The sequence below is a fragment of the Cupriavidus sp. OTU4054 genome, assembly GCF_038440175.1.
GTDB lineage: Bacteria > Pseudomonadota > Gammaproteobacteria > Burkholderiales > Burkholderiaceae > Cupriavidus > Cupriavidus pauculus_D.
The window spans coordinates 52,630-74,541 of sequence record NZ_JASATF010000002.1 but is presented as its reverse complement, the minus strand read 5'-3'; the positions used below and the strand labels follow the sequence as shown (position 1 = coordinate 74,541).

Annotated in this window: 16 protein-coding genes; 11 read left to right on the top strand and 5 right to left on the bottom strand. The window is 67.6% G+C overall.

The features are described 5' to 3' along the window. Positions 1-1,188 (bottom strand): CaiB/BaiF CoA transferase family protein, encoded by a 1,188-nt coding sequence (locus tag AAHB16_RS03165; RefSeq protein ID WP_342050057.1) that lies wholly within the window; start codon positions 1,186-1,188, stop codon positions 1-3. A 22-nt stretch (positions 1,189-1,210) separates the two neighbouring features. After that, the gene (locus AAHB16_RS03160; protein ID WP_150374346.1) at positions 1,211-1,999 is read right to left on the bottom strand and encodes an enoyl-CoA hydratase/isomerase family protein; all 789 of its coding nucleotides are present in this window, start codon (positions 1,997-1,999) and stop codon (positions 1,211-1,213) included. Positions 2,000-2,135: 136 nt separating this feature from the next. Between AAHB16_RS03160 and AAHB16_RS03155 the strand changes: the two genes are divergently transcribed. The 5 genes from AAHB16_RS03155 to AAHB16_RS03135 all read left to right on the top strand — a co-directional run bounded on the left by AAHB16_RS03155 (position 2,136) and on the right by AAHB16_RS03135 (position 9,598). Beyond that, a complete protein-coding gene (locus AAHB16_RS03155) occupies positions 2,136-2,999 on the top strand; it encodes an IclR family transcriptional regulator (protein WP_150374345.1) in 864 nt (287 codons plus the stop codon). A gap of 422 nt (positions 3,000-3,421) precedes the next feature. Further along, positions 3,422-4,921, top strand: a complete 1,500-nt coding sequence (locus AAHB16_RS03150; RefSeq protein ID WP_446718064.1) for an efflux transporter outer membrane subunit — start codon at positions 3,422-3,424, stop codon at positions 4,919-4,921. Next, the gene (locus tag AAHB16_RS03145; RefSeq protein WP_342050056.1) at positions 4,918-6,138 is read left to right on the top strand and encodes an HlyD family efflux transporter periplasmic adaptor subunit; all 1,221 of its coding nucleotides are present in this window, start codon (positions 4,918-4,920) and stop codon (positions 6,136-6,138) included. Before AAHB16_RS03150 ends, AAHB16_RS03145 begins: the two co-directional genes overlap by 4 nt. 23 nt (positions 6,139-6,161) lie before the next feature. After that, on the top strand, positions 6,162-7,709 hold the full coding sequence (locus tag AAHB16_RS03140; protein ID WP_150374342.1) for a DHA2 family efflux MFS transporter permease subunit: 1,548 nt from the start codon (positions 6,162-6,164) through the stop codon (positions 7,707-7,709). A 185-nt stretch (positions 7,710-7,894) separates the two neighbouring features. Beyond that, positions 7,895-9,598, top strand: coding sequence for a hypothetical protein (locus AAHB16_RS03135; protein ID WP_342050055.1), 1,704 nt, complete (start codon positions 7,895-7,897; stop codon positions 9,596-9,598). Between the two features lie 11 nt (positions 9,599-9,609). Here the strand turns inward: AAHB16_RS03135 and AAHB16_RS03130 are convergent, their stop codons facing one another. Next, positions 9,610-10,521: a VOC family protein gene (locus tag AAHB16_RS03130; protein ID WP_342050054.1), complete on the bottom strand. Its 912-nt coding sequence runs from the start codon at positions 10,519-10,521 to the stop codon at positions 9,610-9,612. Positions 10,522-10,659: 138 nt separating this feature from the next. On the opposite strand from AAHB16_RS03130, the gene AAHB16_RS03125 reads away from it, so the two are divergent. Together AAHB16_RS03125 and AAHB16_RS03120 are read left to right on the top strand one after the other, a co-directional pair. Continuing rightward, complete coding sequence (locus tag AAHB16_RS03125) at positions 10,660-13,566, top strand: ATP-binding protein (protein ID WP_342050053.1); 2,907 nt, start codon at positions 10,660-10,662, stop codon at positions 13,564-13,566. A gap of 82 nt (positions 13,567-13,648) precedes the next feature. Further along, the gene (locus tag AAHB16_RS03120; RefSeq protein WP_342050052.1) at positions 13,649-14,077 is read left to right on the top strand and encodes an SRPBCC family protein; all 429 of its coding nucleotides are present in this window, start codon (positions 13,649-13,651) and stop codon (positions 14,075-14,077) included. Here the strand turns inward: AAHB16_RS03120 and AAHB16_RS03115 are convergent. Then, positions 14,023-14,766: a response regulator transcription factor gene (locus AAHB16_RS03115; protein ID WP_317889554.1), complete on the bottom strand. Its 744-nt coding sequence runs from the start codon at positions 14,764-14,766 to the stop codon at positions 14,023-14,025. The genes AAHB16_RS03120 and AAHB16_RS03115 overlap by 55 nt on opposite strands. 214 nt (positions 14,767-14,980) lie before the next feature. On the opposite strand from AAHB16_RS03115, the gene AAHB16_RS03110 reads away from it, so the two are divergent. From AAHB16_RS03110 to AAHB16_RS03100, 3 genes are all read left to right on the top strand, one after another. Beyond that, positions 14,981-16,000, top strand: a complete 1,020-nt coding sequence (locus AAHB16_RS03110) for an aldo/keto reductase (protein WP_150374337.1) — start codon at positions 14,981-14,983, stop codon at positions 15,998-16,000. 196 nt (positions 16,001-16,196) lie between these two features. Then, positions 16,197-17,696, top strand: a complete 1,500-nt coding sequence (locus tag AAHB16_RS03105) for an ATP-binding protein (protein ID WP_342050051.1) — start codon at positions 16,197-16,199, stop codon at positions 17,694-17,696. 29 nt (positions 17,697-17,725) lie between these two features. Beyond that, positions 17,726-18,856 carry an oxidoreductase gene (locus AAHB16_RS03100; protein WP_342050050.1) on the top strand — a complete coding sequence of 377 codons (1,131 nt, stop codon included), beginning with the start codon at positions 17,726-17,728 and terminating at the stop codon, positions 18,854-18,856. 6 nt (positions 18,857-18,862) lie between these two features. Here the strand turns inward: AAHB16_RS03100 and AAHB16_RS03095 are convergent, their stop codons facing one another. Then, complete coding sequence (locus AAHB16_RS03095; RefSeq protein ID WP_342050049.1) at positions 18,863-19,645, bottom strand: IclR family transcriptional regulator; 783 nt, start codon at positions 19,643-19,645, stop codon at positions 18,863-18,865. Positions 19,646-19,890: 245 nt separating this feature from the next. Here AAHB16_RS03095 and AAHB16_RS03090 point away from each other — a divergent pair, with 245 nt between their 5' ends. Beyond that, on the top strand, positions 19,891-21,912 hold the full coding sequence (locus AAHB16_RS03090; RefSeq protein WP_342050048.1) for a hydantoinase/oxoprolinase family protein: 2,022 nt from the start codon (positions 19,891-19,893) through the stop codon (positions 21,910-21,912).

The window sequence follows — 21,912 nt, the reverse complement described above, 5'->3', positions numbered from 1 at the left end:
TTATGGCGCGGTCTTGATGCCGGCCGCCGACAGCACTTCTTCCGTGTGCTCGCCCAGCGTCGGCGCGTGCCGGCGCAACGACAGCGGCGTGGCCGAGAACCGCGCGGCGGGACGCATCTCGCGCAGCGGGCCGGCCGCGGGATGCGTCGTTTCCTGAAACAGTCCCACCGCCTGAAGATGCGGGTGCTGCGGCACATCGTCGAGCGCGAGGATCGGGGTCGCGGGGATATCGAGTTCCGCGAACAGCGCGAGCCATTCGGCCGTCGTCCGTTCCACGGTGATCTCGGCCATCTGCGCGTACAACATCCGGATATTGGCGTTCCGCTGCGCGCGGTCCGAAATATCGAACTGATCGAGCAGATGCCCGCGTCCCGCCGACTCGAAGAACGCGCGCCAGTGGCGGTCCGTGTAAGGCAGCGCGCAAATCCAGCCATCGCGCGTGCGCGCGGGACGGCGGCCGCCCTGCAACAGCCGCGCGTATCCCGCTCCGCCCGTGGGCGGCGCGAAGGTCAGCCCGCCGAGGTGCTCGGCCATGATGAAGCTCGCCATCGTCTCGAGCATCGGGACCTCGACCTGCTGGCCTTCGCCGCGACGCTCGCGATGGAGCAGCGCCGCGAGCACGGCGTTGGCGAGGGCCATGCCGACGGTCTTGTCGGCGATCAGGCTCGGCACATACTCGGGCCGCTCGCCCTCGGGCGTGAGCAGCCCCACGAGGCCGCAGGCCGCCTGGATGATGTCGTCGAAGGCGGGCTTGTCGCGATCGGGACCGTCCTGGCCGAAGCCCGTGGCCACGCAATAGACCAGTCGCGGATTGATCGCGGCGGCGGCCGCGTAGCCGAACCCGAGCCGTTCGATGGCCGAGACGCGCATGTTGTGCACGAGCACATCGGCATCGGCGATCAACGCGCGCAGGCCGGCCTTGCCGTCTTCGGTCTTCAGGTCCAGCACGACCGAGCGCTTGTTGCGGTTCAGGGCGAGGTAAATCGAGCTCAGGCCCGGATGCCGCGATACGCCGTTGCTGCGCATCAGGTCGCCCTCCGGCCCCTCGATCTTGATCACATCGGCGCCGAGGTCGCCGAGAATCTGCGTGGCCATCGGTCCGAGTACCACCGATGTCAGGTCCAGCACGCGAATGCCGTCCAGCGGACCGGCGAGCGCGGGCCGGCCGACCCTGTCGTCCTGCTTCATGCGATGTCTCCCTGACGTACGATCAGCGGCGCTGGAAATTGGGTTCGCGCCGCTCGGCCATCGCGGCGACGCCCTCGCGGAAATCCGCGGTGGCAAACTGCACGCGTTGCTCGGCCAGTTCGCGCTGGTTGACCGCGACGATCTGGTCGGCGAGCCCCATGCGCAGCGTCTGGCGCGTGCTTTCGACCGCGAGCGGCGCGGAAAGCGCGATCTCGCCAGCCAGCGCGAGCGCGCGAAAGCGGACTTCGTCCTCAGGCACGAGTTCGTCGGCCAGACCGATGGCCACGGCCTCTTCGCCACCGATGCGGGCGCCGGTGTAGAACAGTCGCGCCGCATGCTGCTGGCCGACGAGCCTCGGCAGCGTCACGCTGAGACCGAAACCGGGATGGAAGCCGAGCCGATTGAAATTGGCCGAGAAGCGCGCCTCCTGGCAGGTCACGCGGAAGTCCGCCGCGAGCGCGATGCCGAGGCCCGCGCCGACCGCCGGTCCCTGAATGGCGGCCACGACGGGCTTGCGATTGCGGAACAGCCGCAGTGCCTGCGCATAGAACGGCGCCGGATCCGCATGGACCGCGCCGCGTTCGCTGCCGCTGAAATCGGCGCCCGCGCAAAACGTGCGCAGGCCCGAGGCGAGCACGACCGCGCGGCACTCGTCATCGGCGTCGCAGTCGTCGAACGCATCGGCGAGCGCGCGCATGACGTCGGCATTGACGAAATTGTGCGGCGGGCGTGTGAGTTCGATCAGCGCGACGTGCGCTTCCGTGGCGTGGCGAACCACGGCGTCCGACATGGCATTGGCTTCGGTCGTCATTTGGCGGTTGTCTCCTTGTCTCGTCATGCAAGGCCACACCCGCGTTCCATCCAGCGCGCGGGCCTTGTGGTTTTTCAGTATTCAACAAAGGCCAGCGCGCGCCTACACTGCAATTTCAATGATTGAAATTGGTGCAATGCGCTCGTCCACCGTATCGACGCCATCGGCCGAAGGCACCTCCAGCCGACGCCGCACGCAGGACACCGGCCGCTTCACGCGCGACAATGCCGGCAGCCAGACGCTCGAACGCGGGCTTCTGCTGCTGCGCGCGTTCCGCGCCGGGACCACCTTCCTCAGCAATGCGGAACTCGCGGCGCGCACGGGCCTGCCGCGGCCGACCGTGAGCCGCCTCACGCATTCGCTCGTCGCCGCGGGCTTTCTGCGCTACGACCTGACCACGCGCGCCTATCGGCTGGCGCCCGTGGTCCTGAGCCTCGCCGATGCGTTCGTGCAATCGACGCCCGTGCCGCGCCAGGCGTTGCTGGCCATGCAGGACCTTGCGGAGGCGGAACGCGTCAACGTCGGCCTGGCCATCGGTGACCAGACCGAAATGGTCTACGTGGTATCGATTCGCCATAGCGGCGACAGCGTTTCCCGCACCCGGCGCGTGGCACCGGGCACGCGCGTGCCCATGGACAGCGCCACGATCGGGCTCGCGTGGCTGGCCATGCAGGCACCCGCCGTGCGCGACGAACTGCTCGCGCGCATCGCGGCCCGCGCGGGCGAGCGCTGGGCACGCGAAGGGAGCGGCGTCCTGCGCCGCATCGCGCAGGCGCAGCGGCAGGGGTATTGCGCCGCGCCCTACCAGTACGGTCATCTGGCAGCGGTCGGCACCGCATTCACGGGGATCGACGGGCAGGTCTATGGCCTGAATATCAGCTACCCCCAGCGCACGGGCCATGGCCGCGAGGACAGCCTCCGCTACGGCGGCATGCTGCTGGCCCTCGCCGGCCGCATGGAACTGGCGGCGGTCTCGCTCGCGCCGCAGGCCGCGGTCTAGGGTCTAGGGTCTAGGGTCTAGCACTGCGGGACGCTTCGTCTGCCGATGCGCTATCGCGCGTTGCTCGAGGAAGAGAGACATCGCCCGCGTCCGCCGCCGGCTGCGCGATCTCGTCCCATGCCCAGGCCCGCGATATCCGACGCGCCGCCAACGGCCGTGGACCTCGGACGCCTGTGCCGGATCGCGCGGGTCTCCCCATAGCACCCTCCGCTGGCCGATCTGCAGGGACGCGACCATCCGCGCGAGCGGTGAGCGCGTCACAAAGACCCCGCCCTCCGACACCTTCGTCGCGTACGGGTCACCGCCCGGCAGCAGGGTCACTCATACCATCGGTCGACCCCGGATACACCACGCGTCAATAGGCGCCGACAATCCCGCCCCCTAGCATTCTGGCTATATCGCAGGAGGGGAATGTCATGCGCATGCCAGATTTCAGGAAGCGTAAGCCGGTGTGGATCGCCAGGGGCGTATTGCTCGTGGTCGTGGCAATGGCCGTGGTGACGGACCTGACCGGTTGCGTCAACTATGCGGGCATCCATGACGACCGGCATATCGCGACGCCCGCGCAGTTCGAGGCCAGGCAGAGCCTGCCCGACGAGCACGGGCGGTGGCCGACCCTCGCGTGGGCGCAACAGTTCGGCGATCCGCAACTGCCGGCGCTGATCGACGAAGCGCTGCGCGGCAGTCCGACCATCGACGCGGCAATGGCGCGCATTGCGAAGGCGCGTGCGTATGTCGGCGAAGCCGATGCCGCGCGATATCCCAATGTCAGCGGCTCATACTCGTGGACGCGCGCGCGGCTCTCGGACAACTCGCTCGTGCCGCCGCCGTACGGCGGATCGTGGCAGAACCTCAACAACGCATTCGCGCACGCGTCGTGGGACCTCGATCTATGGGGCAAGCAGCGCGAAGGATTCCGGCAGGCCGTGTCGCAGGAAAAAGCGACGGAAGCGGAAGCCGAGGCCGTGCGCATCGCGCTCGCCGCCTCGGTCGCCAGCGCCTACAACCAGCTCGCGCGCCTCTACGCGCTGCATGACATCCAGGCGCGCGAGGTGGACAACCGGCAGGATATCGGCGACGTGACCGAACGCCGCGTGCGCGCGGGACTCGACACGGACGTCGAGCGCCAGACCGCCCATGGCGAGGCCTCGACCACGCAATCGACGGTCAGCGGACTCGATGGCCAGATCCTGGCCGTGCGCTACCAGCTCGCCGCGTTGCTTGGCGCGGGACCGGATCGCGGTCAGCGGATCGCGCGGCCGACCTTCGCTGGCCTCGATACCGGCACACCCGTCATGACCCTGCCCGACAACCTGCCCGCCGACCTCGTGTCGCGCCGTCCCGATATCGTCGCCGCGTACTGGCAGGTGGATGCCGCGCTGCACGGCGTCAAGGTGACGAAGGCCGAGTTCTACCCCGATATCAACCTGTCGGTCGATGCCGGCCTGAGCGCGCTCGGCTGGGGACGATTCCTGCAGACCTCGTCGCGACAGCTGATCGCGGGCCCCGCCATTCACCTGCCGATCTTCGACGCCGGCGCGTTGCGCTCGCAGCTCAAGGGCAACTACGCCGACGTCGATGCGTCCGTCGCCCACTACGACCGCACGTTGATCGACGCACTCTCCGACGTGGCGAGCCAGGTCGCGCGTATCCGTGCGGCCGACAGGCAGCTCGTCGATGCGCGGCAGGCCCTCGATGCGCAGACCACCGCTTACCGGCTCGCGCTGATTCGCTATCGCGCGGGCCTGATCGAACAACTGACGCTGCTGCGCGCCGACGACAACCGCCTGGCCGCCGAGACCGCCGTCGTGAACCTCGAGATGGATCGTCGCGACATGCAGATCGCATTGATCCACGCGCTCGGCGGGGGCTTCGATAGCCACACGGACAACGATACCCAAGCTCTCAGGAGTGCTCCATGAACGCACCTGCCTCCGCCGCCGACGTCAGCCTGCCGCCGCCCGCGGCCGCCCCCGCCCCCGACGGCAAGACCCGCGCGCGCAAACGCTGGCTCTCCGTCATCGGCGTGGTCGTCGTGGCCGCCGGCATCGGTTACGGCGTCTATTACGAACGCGTGGCGCGCTTCCATATCGACACCGACGACGCCTACGTCAACGGCAATATCGTGCCGATCACGCCGCAGATCACGGGCACCGTCATCGCGGTCGATGCCAACAACACGCAGATCGTCGAGAAAGGCAAGCCGCTGGTACGCATCGATCCCGCCGACGCCCGTATCGCGCTGCAAAAGGCCGAGGCGGACCTCGGCCAGACCGTGCGCCGCGTGCATGCAGTCTTCGTCGGCGACGACAAGCTCCGTGCGGACGTCGTGCAGCGGCAGACCGACCTTGCACGCGCGCAGGGCGACCTTCAGCGCCGGCTGGCCACGGGCGCGGCCGGCGCGGTCTCCACCGAGGACATCTCGCACGCGCAGGACGCCGTGGCCACGGCCCGCGCCGCACTGAACGCCGCGCAGCAGGCCCTGCGCGAGAACCGCGCGATGACCGACGATACGTCCGTAGCGCAGCATCCCGACGTGCAGGCCGCCGCCGCGCGCGTCCGCGACGCCTATCTGGCCTACGCGCGCACCACGATGCCCGCGCCCGTCACCGGCTACGTGACGCAGCGCAACGTGCAGGTGGGCCAGCGCGTGGCGCCCGGCACGCCGCTGATGTCGCTGGTCCCGCTCGAACAGGCGTGGGTCGATGCCAATTTCAAGGAATGGCAGCTCCGCAGCATCCGCGTGGGCCAGCCTGCGACCATCACGGCCGATGTCTACGGCGACACGGTCACCTACCACGGCCGCGTGGTCGGCCTCGCCCCCGGCACCGGCTCGGCGCTCGCGTTGCTGCCCGCGCAGAATGCCACCGGCAACTGGATCAAGGTCGTGCAACGCCTGCCGGTCCGCATCGCGATTCCGGTGGAGGAACTGCGCGCCCATCCGCTGCGCGTGGGGCTGTCGATGAATGTCGATATCGATATTCGCGATACCGCCGGCCCGCAGGATGCGAAGGCCGTCGCGCAGACCAGGGCGCTGATGGCGACGTCGTTCGCGGACGACCAGACCGATGTCTTCGCGCGGTACGGCGACGAGGCCGACGCGGAGATCGCGCGCATCGTCGCGGCAAACGCACGCTAAGCACGACAGGCCCGGAGAGTACGATGACCGCCCAGACCGATCTTCCGCCGCTGACCGGCGCCCGCATGGTGCTCGGCTCGCTCGGCATCGGGCTGGCCGGCTTCATGACCGTGCTGGATTCGTCCATCGCCAACGTCGCGATTCCGACCATCTCGGGCAATCTCGGCGTGTCCGTCGATGAAGGGACATGGGTCATCACCGTTTTCGCCGCCGCAAATTCGGTCGCCATTCCGCTGACCGGCTGGCTGACCCAGCGCTTCGGACAGGTCAAGCTGTTCGTGACGTCGATCGTGCTGTTCGTGCTGGCGTCCTTCCTCTGCGGCATCGCACCGTCGCTGCCGCTGCTGCTGGCGGCGCGGGCGCTGCAGGGCGCGGTTGCCGGCCCGCTGATTCCGCTCTCGCAGGCGCTGCTACTGAGTTCGTGGCCGAAACAGAAAGCGTCGCTTGCGCTGTCGTTGTTCTCGATGATCGTCGTCACGGGCCCGATCGTGGGCCCATCGCTCGGCGGCTGGGTCACCGACAGCTATAGCTGGTCGTGGATCTTCTTTATCAACGTGCCCGTGGGCTTGCTGTCGGCCACGCTGGTCTGGTCGCTGTATCGCAAGCGGGAGACACCCGCGCGCAAGCTGCCTATCGACACCGTGGGGCTCGCGCTGCTGGTCATCTGGGTAGCCGCGCTCCAGATCATGCTCGACAAGGGCAAGGACCTCGACTGGTTCTCGTCCACCACCATCGTGGTACTGACCGTGGTCGCGGTGATAGCGTTCGCGCTGTTCGTGGTATGGGAGCTCACGGACAAGAACCCGATCGTCGATCTGACGCTGTTCAGGCAGCGCAACTTCCTCGGCGGCACGGTGGCCATCTCCATCGCCTATGGCATCTTTTTCGGCACGCTCGTGCTGCTGCCGCAATGGATGCAGGAGTACCTCGGCTACCGCGCGCTCGACTCCGGGCTCGCCACCGCGCCGCTGGGCTTCTTCGCGGTGATCGGCGCGCCGATCATGGGCCGGCTCCTGCCGAAGACCGATGCGCGCGTCATCGGCACGCTCGCGTTCGCCGGCTTTGCCGCGGTGTACTACATGCGCACGAACTTCTACGTGGGCATCGACGAGTGGCACATCATCGTGCCCACGCTGCTGCAGGGCATTCCGATGGCGCTGTTCTTCGCGCCGCTCACGACGATCATCCTCGCGGGCCAGCCGCCCGAGAAGGTGCCTGCCGCCGCGGGCCTGTCGACCTTCGCGCGGATGTTCTTCGGCGGCGTCGGCACGTCCGTGGCCAACGTGCTGTGGAACAACCGGACCATCCTGCATCACCAGGTGCTGACCGAGCAGGCCAGCGCCAACAACCCGGTATTCACGGGCCAGCTCGATCGCTATCATGCGACGCTGGGGCTGAGCCACGACGCCGGCTATGCGCTGTTCGACCTCACCGTGCAGTCGCAGGCCGCGATGATGGCGCTCAACGATATCTTCTACGGCGCCGCCATCGCGATGATCGTGATCATTCCGCTGATCTGGATCACACGTCCCGCACGCGGAGGCGGAGGCATGTCGGCAGCAGCCCACTGAAGCATGGCTCACCGCCTCGCACATTTTTGTAGCTTGCATGCTCGTCAGCACCGGATTTGCTTAGCCGAAATGCTTCGAAGCCCGGCTTCGCATCGGCACCGATCGCTTCGGTGCGCCCGGCCGCGCGCACCGGCCCTGACACCTACCCTTGGCGCTCCTATCGCCGAACCAAGAGGTAGTACACCATGCAAAGCATCGAACTGCGGGACCGGTCCCAACTTGCCACGCACGAGGCCGACGCCGGTCTCGTGCCCCCCGAGCGGCAGTCGCCCTCGCCCACATCATCCCGGCGGCGCCGGGCCTCCGCGCAGGTGCCTGCACAACTGGCATCGGCCACGCCCGCGCGCACTGTCCCGGTAAACGAAGGCCGCCGCCCGATCGCGCGTGCGCTCAAGGACTATGCCGTGGAGAAGTTCCATCAGGTCGATATCGTCAACGCGCTCGCGCCGCGCCAGGATCGCGCATTCCGGACACAGATCGGCGGCACCGGCGGTGACGATGGCGCCGCGCTTGCCGTGCAGCTACGCGAGCACCTGAACACGATTCGCGACGAGATTCTCGAGGGCCAGGGCACCGAAGGCGGATACCGGTACGACCTCCCCGCTCCCGCCCGCAACCGGCTGCTGCGCGATATCGCCAGCATCGAGGCCGCGCTGAACGGCCTGACCGAGGATAAGAGCAAGGCCGCCAGCATCGGCCTCGTGGCGACACGGCTGGCGCTGACGCCATTGCCGTTGCTGCTGCCATTGCTGTCGCACGAACAGCAACGCAACGGCGTGGCGCTGATCGTCGCCTCGCTGTGCAAGACATGGCTGATCGCGGCGGGGCTGTTCATGAACCCGACGGCCAACGGCCGTGTCGTCGGGCAGCACGTGCTCAATCGCGACCTTGCCAACAGCCTGCAGGCCGTACTGCTGATCGCGAATATCGTCCCGACGAAGCAGGCGGAGGCCGTGTCCGAGAACCTTGCCTACAACCTCGTCGTGGGCGTGGCGGGCTTTGTGGCGCTCATGGCGGCCTTCTACGGCGCGAATGCCGCGAAAGCGCAGATCGACCGCTATCGTCACGGTGCCGCCACGCCGGGCTCGCTCGGCGCGTTCACGGCCCAGTTGTCGCCGGAATCGCGCGCATTTCTGGGGGACATGGCCACGGGCACGGCGGCGCAATATGGCGCACTGCAACGTGCGCGCGCCGACTTCAAGGCGAGCGGCCAGCGGCTCACCAACACCGCCGACGGACACGTCAGCCATATCCTCGGCGGATTGCAGAACCTCGAGAACGATATGCTGCGGCTCGCGGGCGTCCCGCAGCCGGCCGCGCGGGCCAGCCGCAACGAGGACAAGGTCGGCAAGGGCATCATGTTCGGGATCAGCGCGGCGGTCCTGTTCGCGCCGATCATCCCCGTCACGGGCGCCGGCATCAAGCCGAAGCTGGAAACCATCCCGCTCGTCGATCTGCTGATCGACTATGCATTCACGATGTTCCATATGGGCGCCATCCTCCGCAACCCGGGGGCGAGCGTGCAGGAATCGCACGATGCGTTCTCGCAGTGGGTCGGCTTCAGCGGCGTGATGGCGTTCTGCTATGGCACGAATGCCGCGCTCAACGATCCCATCGCGAAGGACGACAAGGCGTGGGGCAAGTTCATCACGGGTCTGTCGATCGCGAATACGACGGTGGCGACGCCGCTCGGGACCACGATGGCCGATGCGGTATCGCTGGTGTTCCGGCTATTGAGCCGCGGCGACCGCGACGGCGCGGGCCGGCAGCTCGCGGAGATCGGCGAAGCGATCATGGCGGCGCCGGCTCATGCGCTAGCCGAGGCGCCGACGCAAGAACCGGCCCGCATCGTCGAGGTCACGGACCCCGACGACGCGGGCCACGCGTAGGCGCGTGGCGATCAGGTCCGATCGCCCACCGCGCGGCGGCGCGTCTCGTACGCGCTGCCGAACGCCTGCTTGGCGCGACCGAGTACCTGCACGAACTCGAGCTGTTCGCCCTCGGGGCCCTTGCAGTAGATCAGCGACCAGCCGTCGGACGGCCCTTCCGTGATGCGATTCGTATTGGTATCGACGGGCAGCGCGAGGCGCTCCTGATCGGTCCGCGCGGTTACGATGCGGTTGGCCTTCACATTGGTCATGCCACGGCGCGCGGACTCGGCTTCCAGGTCGTGCACGAACTGGTTGAAATCCACATCGTCGCGAATATAGAAGCAGATGTGCATCGAGCGCGGGTACGCCGGGCTCGTCAGGTTGTGCGGCGGCGCATAGCTATCGCCGGTCCCCTGCGGCTGATCGCGGTCGCGATACTGCAACAGCTCCAGCACCACGTTGTCGAACTGGACGAACCGCACATCCAGCCGCTGGGCACCGCTGCGAAGATCGGGCACGCCGATCGCGCGCGGATTCACGTGCTCCTGCCGCGCGCGGATCTCCTCGGTCAGCAGCAGCGTGTTCTGGATCTTCTCCCCGCTGAAATTGCCATCGCGCAGGATCTCGGTGCCGCCGAGCACCTGGGTGTAGAACTCGAACGCGCGATCCATGTTCTGGACCGTCAGCCCGAAGTGCTGGACACCGCGCAGCCGGGCGCCGAGGGACGCCCCGGCACCCGCGCGTGATGCCGATGGTGCCGATGGTGCCGATGGAAACGACTGTGCCATGGCCGTCGTCGGGGCTGCCGCCAGCGCGCCCGCAATGCCGCCCACGGAAGCGAGGCCCGCGGCCATCAGCAGATCGCGCCGTCCGACGTTGGGCAGCGCGCGCGCCGCGTCGTTGACGAGCTTGTCGCTGCGATCGATATTATCCTCAGACATGTTTTCTCCCACATTGGTAGAAATCGATGCTATCGGCTACGGCAGTGGACTTCTCGTTAAGCGTAGTCAAATCCGGTGAACCCCAAAGCGGGTGAGGTATCCGCTATCATCGCGGCTTCTTCGGTTTGAAGAGACAAGGTGACTGAAGCGCAGACGACTCCTCCAGAAGGTTCGGCCAACGCGGACGGCAATGGGTTCGGGTTCGGACGCTTTCGCCTGATTCCGGGCCGGCAGCTGTTGCTCGACGGGGAGACCCCGGTCCGCATCGGCGGGCGCGCGCTCGAGATTCTGGCGGCGCTGGTCGAACGGCCCGGCGATCTCGTCAGCAAGGCAGAGCTCATGGCGCGCGCGTGGCCGAACACGGTCGTCGAGGACAGCAATCTCAAGGTCCACATGGCAGCGCTGCGGCGCGCGCTGGGCGACGGCCAGCCGGGGCAGCGCTATATCGCGACCGTGATCGGCCGCGGTTATCGCTTCGTGGCGCCCGTGTCCTCCACGACCTCCTCGTTGCAACCGGCGGAACTCGCGTCACCGCCGCACAACCTGCCCGCGCTGACGACGCGCGTCATCGGTCGCGGCGACGCTATCGACACGCTGCTGTCACAACTGCGGGAGCGGCGGTTCGTCACCGTCGTGGGCCCGGGCGGGATCGGCAAGACCACGGTCGCGCTCGCCGTGGCGGACGCCGTCATTGCCGGCAGCGCGCGCGAAGTGCCGTCCGAGGTTCGATTCGTCGACCTCGCGCCGTTGTCCGACAGCCACTTCGTGGGCGGCACCATCGCGGCCGCGCTCGGTCTTTCGGTACAGGGCAGCGATGCGCTGCCCGCCGTTGTCGCCTGCCTGCGCGAGCGGCCCATGCTCATCGTGCTCGACAGCTGCGAACATGTGATCGATGCCGCCGCGGCGTTCGCCGAGCAGATCGTCTCGGGCGCGCCCGACGTACGCATCCTGGCCACGAGCCGCGAATCGCTGCGTGTGCGCGGCGAGGTCATCTACCGCCTGGCGCCGCTCGACCTGCCGCCGGACTCGGCGACGCTCACGGCCAGGGAAGCGCTGGCGTCTCCCGCCGTGCAGCTGTTCGTCGAACGCGCAGCCGAATGCGTGGATGGATTCGAACTGCGCGATGCCGATGCGCCGGTCGTCGCCGAGATCTGCCGCAAGCTCGACGGCATCGCGCTGGCCATCGAACTGGCGGCCACGCGCCTGGACGCGTTCAGCATCCACGACCTGTCGATCCTGCTCGAGGACCGGCTGCGGCTGCTGTACCAGGACCGCCGCGGCACGCTGCCGCGCCATCGCACGCTGGCCGCCGCGCTCGACTGGAGCTACGAATACCTGCCGGTCCGCGAGCAGACGCTGCTGCGGCGCCTTTCGGTCTGCATCGGCCCCTTTACGCGCGAAACGGCTGCCGCGCTCGGGGCACTCGATAGCGAGCCCGCCGAAGTCGTCGAAGCCATGGCGAACCTCGTCGCCAAGTCCCTGCTCGTGGCCGATGTGACGGGCCATTTCGTGTACTACCGCCTGCTCGACACCACGCGGGCCTACGGCCAGCACAAGCTGATCGCGCTCGGCGAGTACGCACATTGCGTGCGCCGGCATGCGGAGCATCATCGCGACCTGCTTACCCGCGCCGCGGCGGAATGGGAAGCGCGCCCCACTGCCGCATGGCTGGCGGATTACGGCGGCAAGATCGACGACGTGCGCGCGGCGCTGCGCTGGGCGTTCTCCCCTGCCGGAGATGTCGAGCTCGGCATTTCGCTCACGGTGGCGGCCATTCCGCTGTGGATGCATCTGGCGCTGTTCGAGGAATGCCGGCAGGCCGCCGAGGGCGCGCTGGCCGTCGCGGCCGAGCGGGCCAGCGACGGCACGCAGGACCGCCGCGACGAAATGAAGCTCAATGCGGCACTGGGCGCGGCACTGCTCTATGCGCAGGGCCCGACCGTGCAGACCGGCCGCGTCTGGAGCCGCGCGCTCGCGCTCGCGGAGCAGCTTAGCGATGGCGAATACCAGTTGCGCGCGTTGTGGGGACTGTCGGTCTATCACACGTACGTCGGCGAACATCGCATCGCGCTGGACCTGGCCGCGCGGTTCCGCGAGGTGGCCGCCGGCCAGGGAGATCGCGCCGCGCAGCTCAGCATCGATCGCATGAGCGCCACGGCGCTGCGCTATCTTGGCGAACAGGATCAGGCGCGACGCTATCTGGACCGCATGCTCGGCCAGTACGTGTCGCCCGTGCATCGCTCGCATATTGCACGCTTCCAGCTCGACCAGCGCGCCGCCGCGCTCGGTACGCTGTCCAGTGTGCAGTGGCTGCAGGGCTTTCCCGACCAGGCGATGGCGTCCGCGCGCCGCGCCCTCGACGACGCGCGCGGCACGCACCATGCGCTGTCCGTCTCCAACGCGCTGGTCAATGCCGTGTGCCCGATCGCGCTGCTCGTCGGCGATATCGAGACCGCGCGGCACGCGCATGCCATGCTGGCGCAGCATCTCGCGCGCCAGCCCGTCACGTTCTGGAACGCCTTGTCTACCGTCGTCGACGGCATGCTGCGCCTGCGCCAGCACGATTTCACGGGGATTTGCGTCATGCGCGGGGGACTCGATGCGCTCGAGAGCAGCGGCTTCCGGCTACGCTATCCTGCCTATCTGGGCGTGCTGGCCGACGGCATGGGCGCGGCCGGGCAGTTCACGGAAGCCCATGCCGCGATCGACGAGGCGCTGTCGTGGTCCGCGCGCACCGGCGAACGCTGGTGCCTGCCGGAGCTCCTGCGCATCAAGGGCGGGCTGATCCGCGAGGGCGATGGCGATCTCGAGGCGGCGGCCGCGCATCTTCGGCAGGCCGTGGATCTTGCGCGCCACCAACGTGCCTTGTCGTGGGAATTGCGCGCCGCCTTCGATCTCGCAAAGCTATTGGCCGCCCGGAATCGCGCGGCGGAGGCGCTTGCGCTGCTCGCGCCCGTGCAGGCAAAGTTCACCGAGGGCTTTCGTACCGCGGACTACCTCGCCGCGCGCGCATTGCTGGCGACCATGCACCTTCACCACGTTTAACCAGCCTTAACGCACGCCCGCGCGCCGAACGTGCAAAAGTGTCAGAGGCACCGACCCCTTTCACTTTTATCGGAGAACCGCCATGGCGCAGGCATCTGCCAGTATCGATCTCGCGGTGCCGCCCGGCGAGGTATGGGGCCTGATCGGCGGATTCGATTCGCTGCCCGACTGGCTGCCCTATATCCCCAAGAGCGAACTCGACGACGGCGGCCGCGTGCGCCGGCTCGCCAACCCGAACGGCGATCCGATCGTCGAGCGGCTGATGTCGTTCGACGAGGCCGGGCGCAGCTACAGCTATGCGATTCTCGAGGCGCCGTTTCCGGTGACCGGCTATCTGTCCACGCTGCGCGTGGTGGAACGCGACGGCGGCCACGCCTGCCGCGTCGAATGGTCGGGGCAATTCACGCCGGCCCCGGGCGTCGGCAACGAGGAGGCTTCGCAGCTGTTCCTCGGCATCTACGAAGACGGCCTGAAGGCGCTGGCCGACGCGTACGCGGCAAAGCGCTCCTGAACCACCTCGCGCTCTTCTTCGACCGGCTCTGGCACACCGATATCGAGAAGATCGACCATGCGCACGAGCTCCGCGAACGATGCCGCCTGCATCTTGCGCATGGCCTGGCTGCGATGCATCTTGACCGTCGCCTCGCTGATGCCGATGCGCTCGGCTACCTGCTTGTTGAGCAGCCCGTGCGTCGCCAGGACCATGACCTCGCGCTCGCGCGGCGTCAGCGAATCGAATCGCGCGCGGAGGCTCGCCGTATGACAGATCGACCGATAGCGCTCGCGATCGACATCGAGGCCACGATAGACCGCGTCGAGCAGGTCCTGGTCGCGAAACGGCTTGGCGATGAAATCGATGGCGCCCTCCTTCATCGCGGCAACGCCCATCGTGAAGTCCGCGTAGCCAGAGATGAAGACGATCGGCAGCGCGCGTTCCGTGCGCGCGAGCTTCGTCTGCAGCGACAGGCCGCTGAGGCCCCGCAGGCGAACGTCCAGGACCATGCAGGCGGGGCTTTCGGGCGGCGTCACGGCCAGGGCTTCCTCGGCGGACGCGAACAGCTGGTACCGCAAGCCGACCGACCGCAGCAGGTTCGACAGCGCGATGCGCACGCCCGCATCGTCATCGACGATCAGCACGGTCGCATCGTCGATGGACATGACGTCGAGGGAAGGATGGCTCGCCAAGGCTGGACTTTTCACGGGGGACCCCTCTGTCTATTCCATCGATACGGCCATACTAGGCCGATACCGCGGGGCGATGCGTGAATGCGGGGTTAATCGTCGTGAAGTGGGCGCAACAGGAATGTGGTTGAGACCGAAGGCGACTCAACTCATCCACATTCCGTCTTGGACAGGCTTAAGTCCGCCACCTAGACTGCCCTTCATCCACTTCTTTTCGAGAAACGAGATCATCATGAGCATCCGCGACACACTGGCCGGCCACGTGCTCGGCTTCGGCACCGCCCCGCTGGGCAACATGTTCCGCGCCATTCCCGAGGCAGAGGCGAAAGCCACCGTCGAGGCGGCCTGGAACCAGGGCGTCCGTTACTTCGATACGGCACCGTTCTACGGCGCCGGCCTCGCCGAGATTCGCCTGGGCGAAGTGCTCGATCAGTACAAGCGCGACGAGTACGTGCTCAGCACGAAGGTCGGCCGCATCATCCTCGACGAGGTAGAGGATGCCAGCGCGCGCTCGCTGGGCGAGAAGAGCGGCGTATTCGCCGCGGGCCGCCCGAACAAGATCGTCAACGACTACTCGGCAGACGCCACGCTGCGGTCGATCGAGGACAGCCTCGAGCGCATGAAGACCGATCGGCTCGATATCGTCTGGATTCACGATATTGCACAGGATTTCTATGGCGACGAATGGCTCTCGTACTTCGAAGCCGCGCGCAAGGGTGCGTTCCGCGCGCTGACCCGTCTGCGCGACGAAGGCGTCATCAAGGGCTGGGGCCTCGGCGTGAACAAGGTCGAGCCCATCGAACTGACGCTCGATCTGGGCGAGGCACAGCCCGACGGCTTCCTGCTCGCGGGCCGCTACTCGCTGCTCGACCACGAACGGGCGCTGCAGCGCGTGATGCCCAAGGCGGCCGAGCGCCAGACCGAGATCGTCGTCGGCGGTCCGTACAGCTCGGGCATCCTGGCGGGTGGCGCGCACTTCGAATACCAGAAGGCGCCGGCCGACATCATCGCCAAGGTGGAACGCATCAAGTCCGTCGCCCAGCGCCACGGCGTGAGCGTGAAGGCCGCCGCGCTGCAGTTCGCGCTGGCCAATCCGGCGGTCGCCGCGGTGATCCCCGGTGCCAGCAAGCCCGAACGCATCGCCGAGGACGTGGCCGCGCTGGCCGAGGTCATTCCGGCCGACTTCTGGCGCGAACTGCGCGCGGAGCGGCTGGTCGCCGCGAACGCGCCGCTGCCGATCGATCGCGGCTGATTGGCTCCGATCCGCGCAGCAAGTGCGCGAGGCGGCGGGAACAGCGGGCCAGAGGCGGAGACATCGAGAAGGATTTACCTCGATTTACCCGACTTAACCGCAGACGAGCGACCGGTCCGGTAAAACGGATTACATGCACTCGTCACACGAAGCCGCCTCGCCCTCAGCCGACTCACGGTCGCGAGAGACTCCCATCATGAGCGACATTTTCGTATTCGGGCCCTATCGACTCTACCCGCAGGCACGTGTGCTGCAACGCGACGGCACGGACGTCCAGCTGGGTAGTCGCGCGTTCGACATGCTCGTCGCGATGGTCGATCGCGCCGGCGATGTCCTGTCGCACCGGGACCTGATGGCAATTGCCTGGCCGGATCTGGTCGTCGAGGATTCCAACGTGCGCGTGCAGATGGCCAATCTGCGGCGCAAGCTCGGTTGCGGCAGCGAAGGGGTGCGCTATATCGCGAGTATCGCGGGGCGGGGTTACTGCTTTGTCGCGCCCTTGCAATGCTTTGCCGCCGAGAAATCGCTGTCGCCCCTCCGGCGCGTCGGCGTGCCGCGCCCGCTTCCGCCGCCGCTCGAGCGCGCGCTCGGCCGCGGCGAGCAGATCGTCGAGCTTTCCGACATGATTGCCAGCCGTGGCTTCGTCACGGTCGTGGGGCCCGGCGGTGTGGGAAAGACCACGCTGTCCGTGCTCGTCGCGCATGCGATGCATCAGTACGCGGACGCGACGTGCTTCGTCGATCTCGGCATGGTCGAGCATGGCGTGCTCGTGCTCGATCATGTGATCGCAGCGGTGGGGTTGCATGTGACGGGGGGCAATCGGCTAGACGTCAATCGGCTAGACGAATTGCTGGCGTTCCTGGCCGAGCGGCGGATGCTGATCGTCCTCGACAACTGCGAGCATCTGATCGAATCGGTGGCATCGCTGGTCGAACAGCTGGTCGCGCACGCGCCCCATACCCGCCTGCTCGTTACGAGCCGCGAAGCCTTGCGCGTGCATGGCGAGTCGGTCTATCTGCTGCGCCCGCTGGGGTCGCCGCCGCATACGGGGCGACTGACGGCACGGCAGGCACTCGCGTGGCCGGCGGTGCAGCTGTTCATGGAACGCGCCCAGGAAGGCGGACATCATCCGCCGCTGAGCAACGAGCACGCGGCGGTGGTCGCGGGCATCTGCCGGCGGCTCGACGGTAACCCGCTCGCCATCGAACTCGTGGCCAGCCGGGTTGGGCGGTACGGCATCCAGGGCGTGGCGGACCTGCTCGGCAACCAGCTTGCGCTGCGCTGGCGGGGCCGGCGCGACGCGGCGCCGCGGCACCGGACGGTGGAGGCGATGCTCGACTGGAGCTGCAACCTGCTGCCGGCGCGGGACCGAATGGTGTTGTACCGGCTGAGCGTATTCACGGGCGAGTTCTCGCTCGACGCGGCGGTAGCGGTCGCGGCGGATGACCTGTGCACCACCGCGGAGGCTGCGGAATCGATCGGCGACCTGATCGACAAGTCGCTGGTCGCCGTCAATACGGTGGACGGTCGGACGCGGCTGCGGCTGCTGGACACGATGCGCACCTATGCGGCGATGCGGCTCGCCGAGGCGACCCGCATGAACGAGACGATCGCCGCCGCGCAACCCGTGCTCGCGATCGCACCGCCGCTGTTGCCGGGCCTGCAGCGGCTGATGGCGAGCCCGCTGCCGTCCTAGCAGTGCGTGAGAGGGCCGGAGGAGGCGCCGTGCTTCGCCCCGTCCTGTTCGAGCCTGTGCGTATCGGCACACTCGATCTTGCCAACCGCATCGCGATCGCGCCCATATGCCAGTATGCGGCCGAGGATGGATGCATGAACGACTGGCACCTGATCCAGCTGGGTCAGCTCGCGCTGTCGGGCGCGGCCTTGCTGACGATCGAGACCACCGCCGTGCTGCCCGAGGGCCGCACGAGCCATGCCGACGTCGGCCTCTGGAACGTGCAGAACGAAGCCGCGATGGGCCTGACGATCGAAAGCATCCGTCGCTGGTCGGACATGCCGCTCGCGGTGCAGCTGAGCCATGCCGGGCGCCGCGCCTCGGTGGAAGTGCCGTCACGCGGCGGCGCGCAGATGCCGCCCGGGGACGGGCACGGCTGGCAGACCCGCGCCCCGTCGGCACTGGCCCGCCGACAGGGCGATATCTCTCCGCGCGCGCTCGACCGCCGCGACATCAAGCGTATACGCGACGGCTTTACGGCCGCCGCGCGGCGCGCCGCGAACATCGGTATCGATGCGATCCAGCTGCAGGCGGCCAGCGGCCACCTGCTTCACCAGTTCCTGTCGCCGCTCTCCAATCAGCGCACCGACGAATACGGCGGCTCGCTTGCCAACCGCATGCGCTTTCCGCTCGAAGTACTGGATGCGATTCGCGACGAAGTGTGCGTGATGTCGGCGGAGCGATGCACGGTCACGGTACGCATGCCCGCGACGGACTGGCTCGACGGCGGCTGGGATCTCGCACAGGCCACGGCATTCGCCCACGAACTCGCGCGGCATGGCTGCGATGCGATCCATATCGCCGGAGGCGGACTGCTCGACGATGCAGGCATCCCGGCGGCCCCCGGCTATCAGGTGCCGTTCGCGCGCGCGCTTCGCCACGAGACAGGCGTGCCCGTCATCGCGGCGGGCTGGATCATGGGCTTCGAGCAGGCCGAGGCGATCGTGTGCAATGGCGATGCGGACGTGATCGCGATCGGCCACGCGATCATCGAGAATCCGCAGTGGCCGCGGCATGCCGCGTTACGGTTGTGCGGCCCGGCGCCCGGCGAGACGATGCCCTCGCCTGGCGCGCCGTGGGCGCAATGGCGCCCGCGCGCCATGCCGCACGAGTGGGAATGACGCGCGTCAGTGGGCGCGCACGGCATTCGTGATGGCGCCCGCGCATTCGCGCACCATCGGCCCGAGCTTGCCCAGCACTTCGTCGGCGGTCCATCGGCTTCCCGGCGCCACGACATGCACGGCCGCCACCGCGCGTCCGTCCTTGTTGTAGACGGGCGCGCCAACATTGAGATGTCCGATGTAGTACTCCTCGAAGTTGATCGAGTAACCACGCGCCCGGCCTTCGACGACCGCCTTGAAGATCTGCTCGCGATCGAGGTTCGTGTGCGACGTCAGCGGCTTGATATCCATATCGCGCAGCAGCGCGTGGATCTCCGCATCGGGCAGTCCCGCCAGATAGGCGCGCCCCGCCGCCGTGCAATACATCGGCATGCGGCTACCGATGGCCTGATGCGCGACGATCGGCTTGCGGCTCGTAAACGAGGCCACGTAGACCATGTTGAGCCCGCACGGCTCGGTAAGCGACACCGTCTCGTCGCAGTTGCTGTTCATCGCGGACAGGAACGGATTGGCGCTGTCGATCAGCGTATTGGAGGCGACGTAGTTGCAGCCGATCTCCATGACCTTGTTCGCCAGCTCATAGCGCCGCGTATGCGGGTCCTTGGTGACGTAGCCCAGCGCCTCCAGCGTGAACACGATGCGCTGCGCGGAACTACGCGTAATGCCGACCGTTTCCGCGATCTGCCCCAGGCTCATATGCCGGTTGCGGGCGCCAAAGGCCGCCAGCACGGCGAGGCCCTTCTCGACCGACTGGTTGAACATCGGCGAATCCTTCTGATCGCTGTCCATGTGGCAACCCTTTTTCCGTAACAAATTAATCGATATGCGAACGCACATAAGCGTTTACCGAACGCCGACTTCTTCGTAGACTTTCCGTAATCGCTGCACAGACACAGTATATCGCATAGCGATTAACGTGACGCACTTTTTTGTGCAAGCGCACCAGAACGGCGCCGTTATCCGCACCAAAGTCGCACCAAGACAACGGCGACCGTTCGCACCGTCAATCGATCCGAAAGGAATGAGGAAACGCAATGAAAGTCGGAGTGGAAGTGGGAGGAACGTTCACGGATCTCGTCGCCCATAGCGGCGGCCAGGTTCGTGTCATCAAGGTGCCCAGCACGCCTTCGTCGCCGGACATCGGCGTCGTCAATGCGTTGCGCGCCGCGGGCATCGACTTTTCGCAGATCGAGGACTTCGCGCACGGCTCCACCGTGGCGACGAATGCCGTCCTCGAACGCAAGGGCGGCAAGGTGGCGTTCGTCGCCACCGAGGGATTCCGCGACATTCTCTTCTTGCAGCGTCACGATCGCCGTCAGATCTATGACCTGTTCTACAAGAAGCCCGCGCCGCCGCTGCCACGCCGTGCCTGCTTCGAAGCGCACGAACGCATCCTGACCGATGGCTCCGTCGAGCGCGCCCTCGACGAGCGCCGCTTCCGCCTCGAGGTGCTGCCGCTGCTCGAAGCCGGCGCCTACGACGCGGTGGCCATCTGCCTGCTCAACGCCTACCGCAACCCCGATCATGAGCTGCGCCTCGCGCAGCTGATCCGCGACGCGCTGCCGGGCATCGTCGTGACCTGCTCGCACCAGGTCGCCTGCGAATTCCGCGAATACGAACGCGCCAGCACGGCCACGCTGTCGGCCTTCGTGCAGCCCGTCATCGCGGGCTACCTGGGCCGCCTGACGGAGACGCTGACGCGCGAAGGGTTCCGCGGCCGCTTCTCGGTCATGCAGTCCAACGGCGGCCGCCTGCCGGCCGAGGCCATGCGCGAGAACGCGATCAGCGCCCTCTTCTCCGGCCCCGCCGCCGGCGTGGTCGGCGCGGTGCGCCAGGTCGTGCGTTCCGGCCACCGCAATATCATCACGTTCGACATGGGCGGCACAAGCTCCGACGTGTGCCTCGTGCAGGACGGCAAGCCGACGCTGGCTCCGGAAACCGAGATCGACGGCCTGCCCGTGCGCACGCCCGTACTCGATATCGTGTCGGTGGGCGCCGGTGGCGGCAGCCTGATCTGGATCGACGACGGCGGCATGCTGCGCGTGGGCCCGGAAAGCGCCGGCGCGCAGCCTGGCCCAGCCTGCTACGGCAAGGGCGGCACGCTGCCGACGATCACCGATGCGCACGTCGTGCTCGGCACCGTGCGGCCGGAAGCGTTCCTCGGCGGCCAGATGTCGCTCGACGTGGCCGCCGCGCACCGCGCATTCGATGCGCTGGCCGCGCACTTCAAGCTGCCCGTGGAAGCCGTGGCCTATAACGCCGTGCGCCTGTCCAATGCAAACATCGTCCGCGCGATCCAGCTGGTCTCGACCGAGCGCGGCCGCGACCCGCGCGACTACGTGCTCGTGCCGTTCGGTGGCGCCGGTCCGATGCAGGCCGCGCAGATCGCCGAGGAACTCGGTATCGACACCGTGGTGGCACCGCCGAACCCCGGCGTGACCTCGGCCCACGGCCTGCTCGCCTCCGACTTCATCAAGTACGAGACGACGACGCACCGCGTGCAGGTCAGCGACGACACCTGCGGCGAGCTCCGCACGCGCTTTGCCGCGATGAAGCAGGACCTCGAGGCGCAGTTCCAGCGTATGTCGTTCGACCAGCCGCTGACGTTCGGCTACACGCTCGAGATGCGTTACGTGGGCCAGGCCTTCGAAGTGCCGCTGGAGCTGGACGCCGACGCGCTGGCGAAACTCGACCGCGCCGGCCTCGAGGCCGCGTTCATCGACGCGCATCACCGTATCTATTTCCATAGCGACAAGTCGGGCCGCCCGATGGAAGTGGTCGCGCTGCGCGTAGGCGCCACGCTCGCCGCACCGCCGCTGGCCGCCACCTCGCAGAACACGGGCAGCGCCACGGCCGCCGCGGGCGAACCGGCGCTGTACGACGGCAACGCCTGGGCACCGTGCGCGCGCCGCACCGTGACGGGCCTCGCCACGACCAACCAGTCGGTGCAGGGCCCCGCCGTGCTCGAGGACTACACCACGACGGTGCTCGTGCCCGCCGGCTGGAAAGCCGCCGTCGATTCGCAATCCAACCTGATTCTCTCCAAGGAGGCCTGA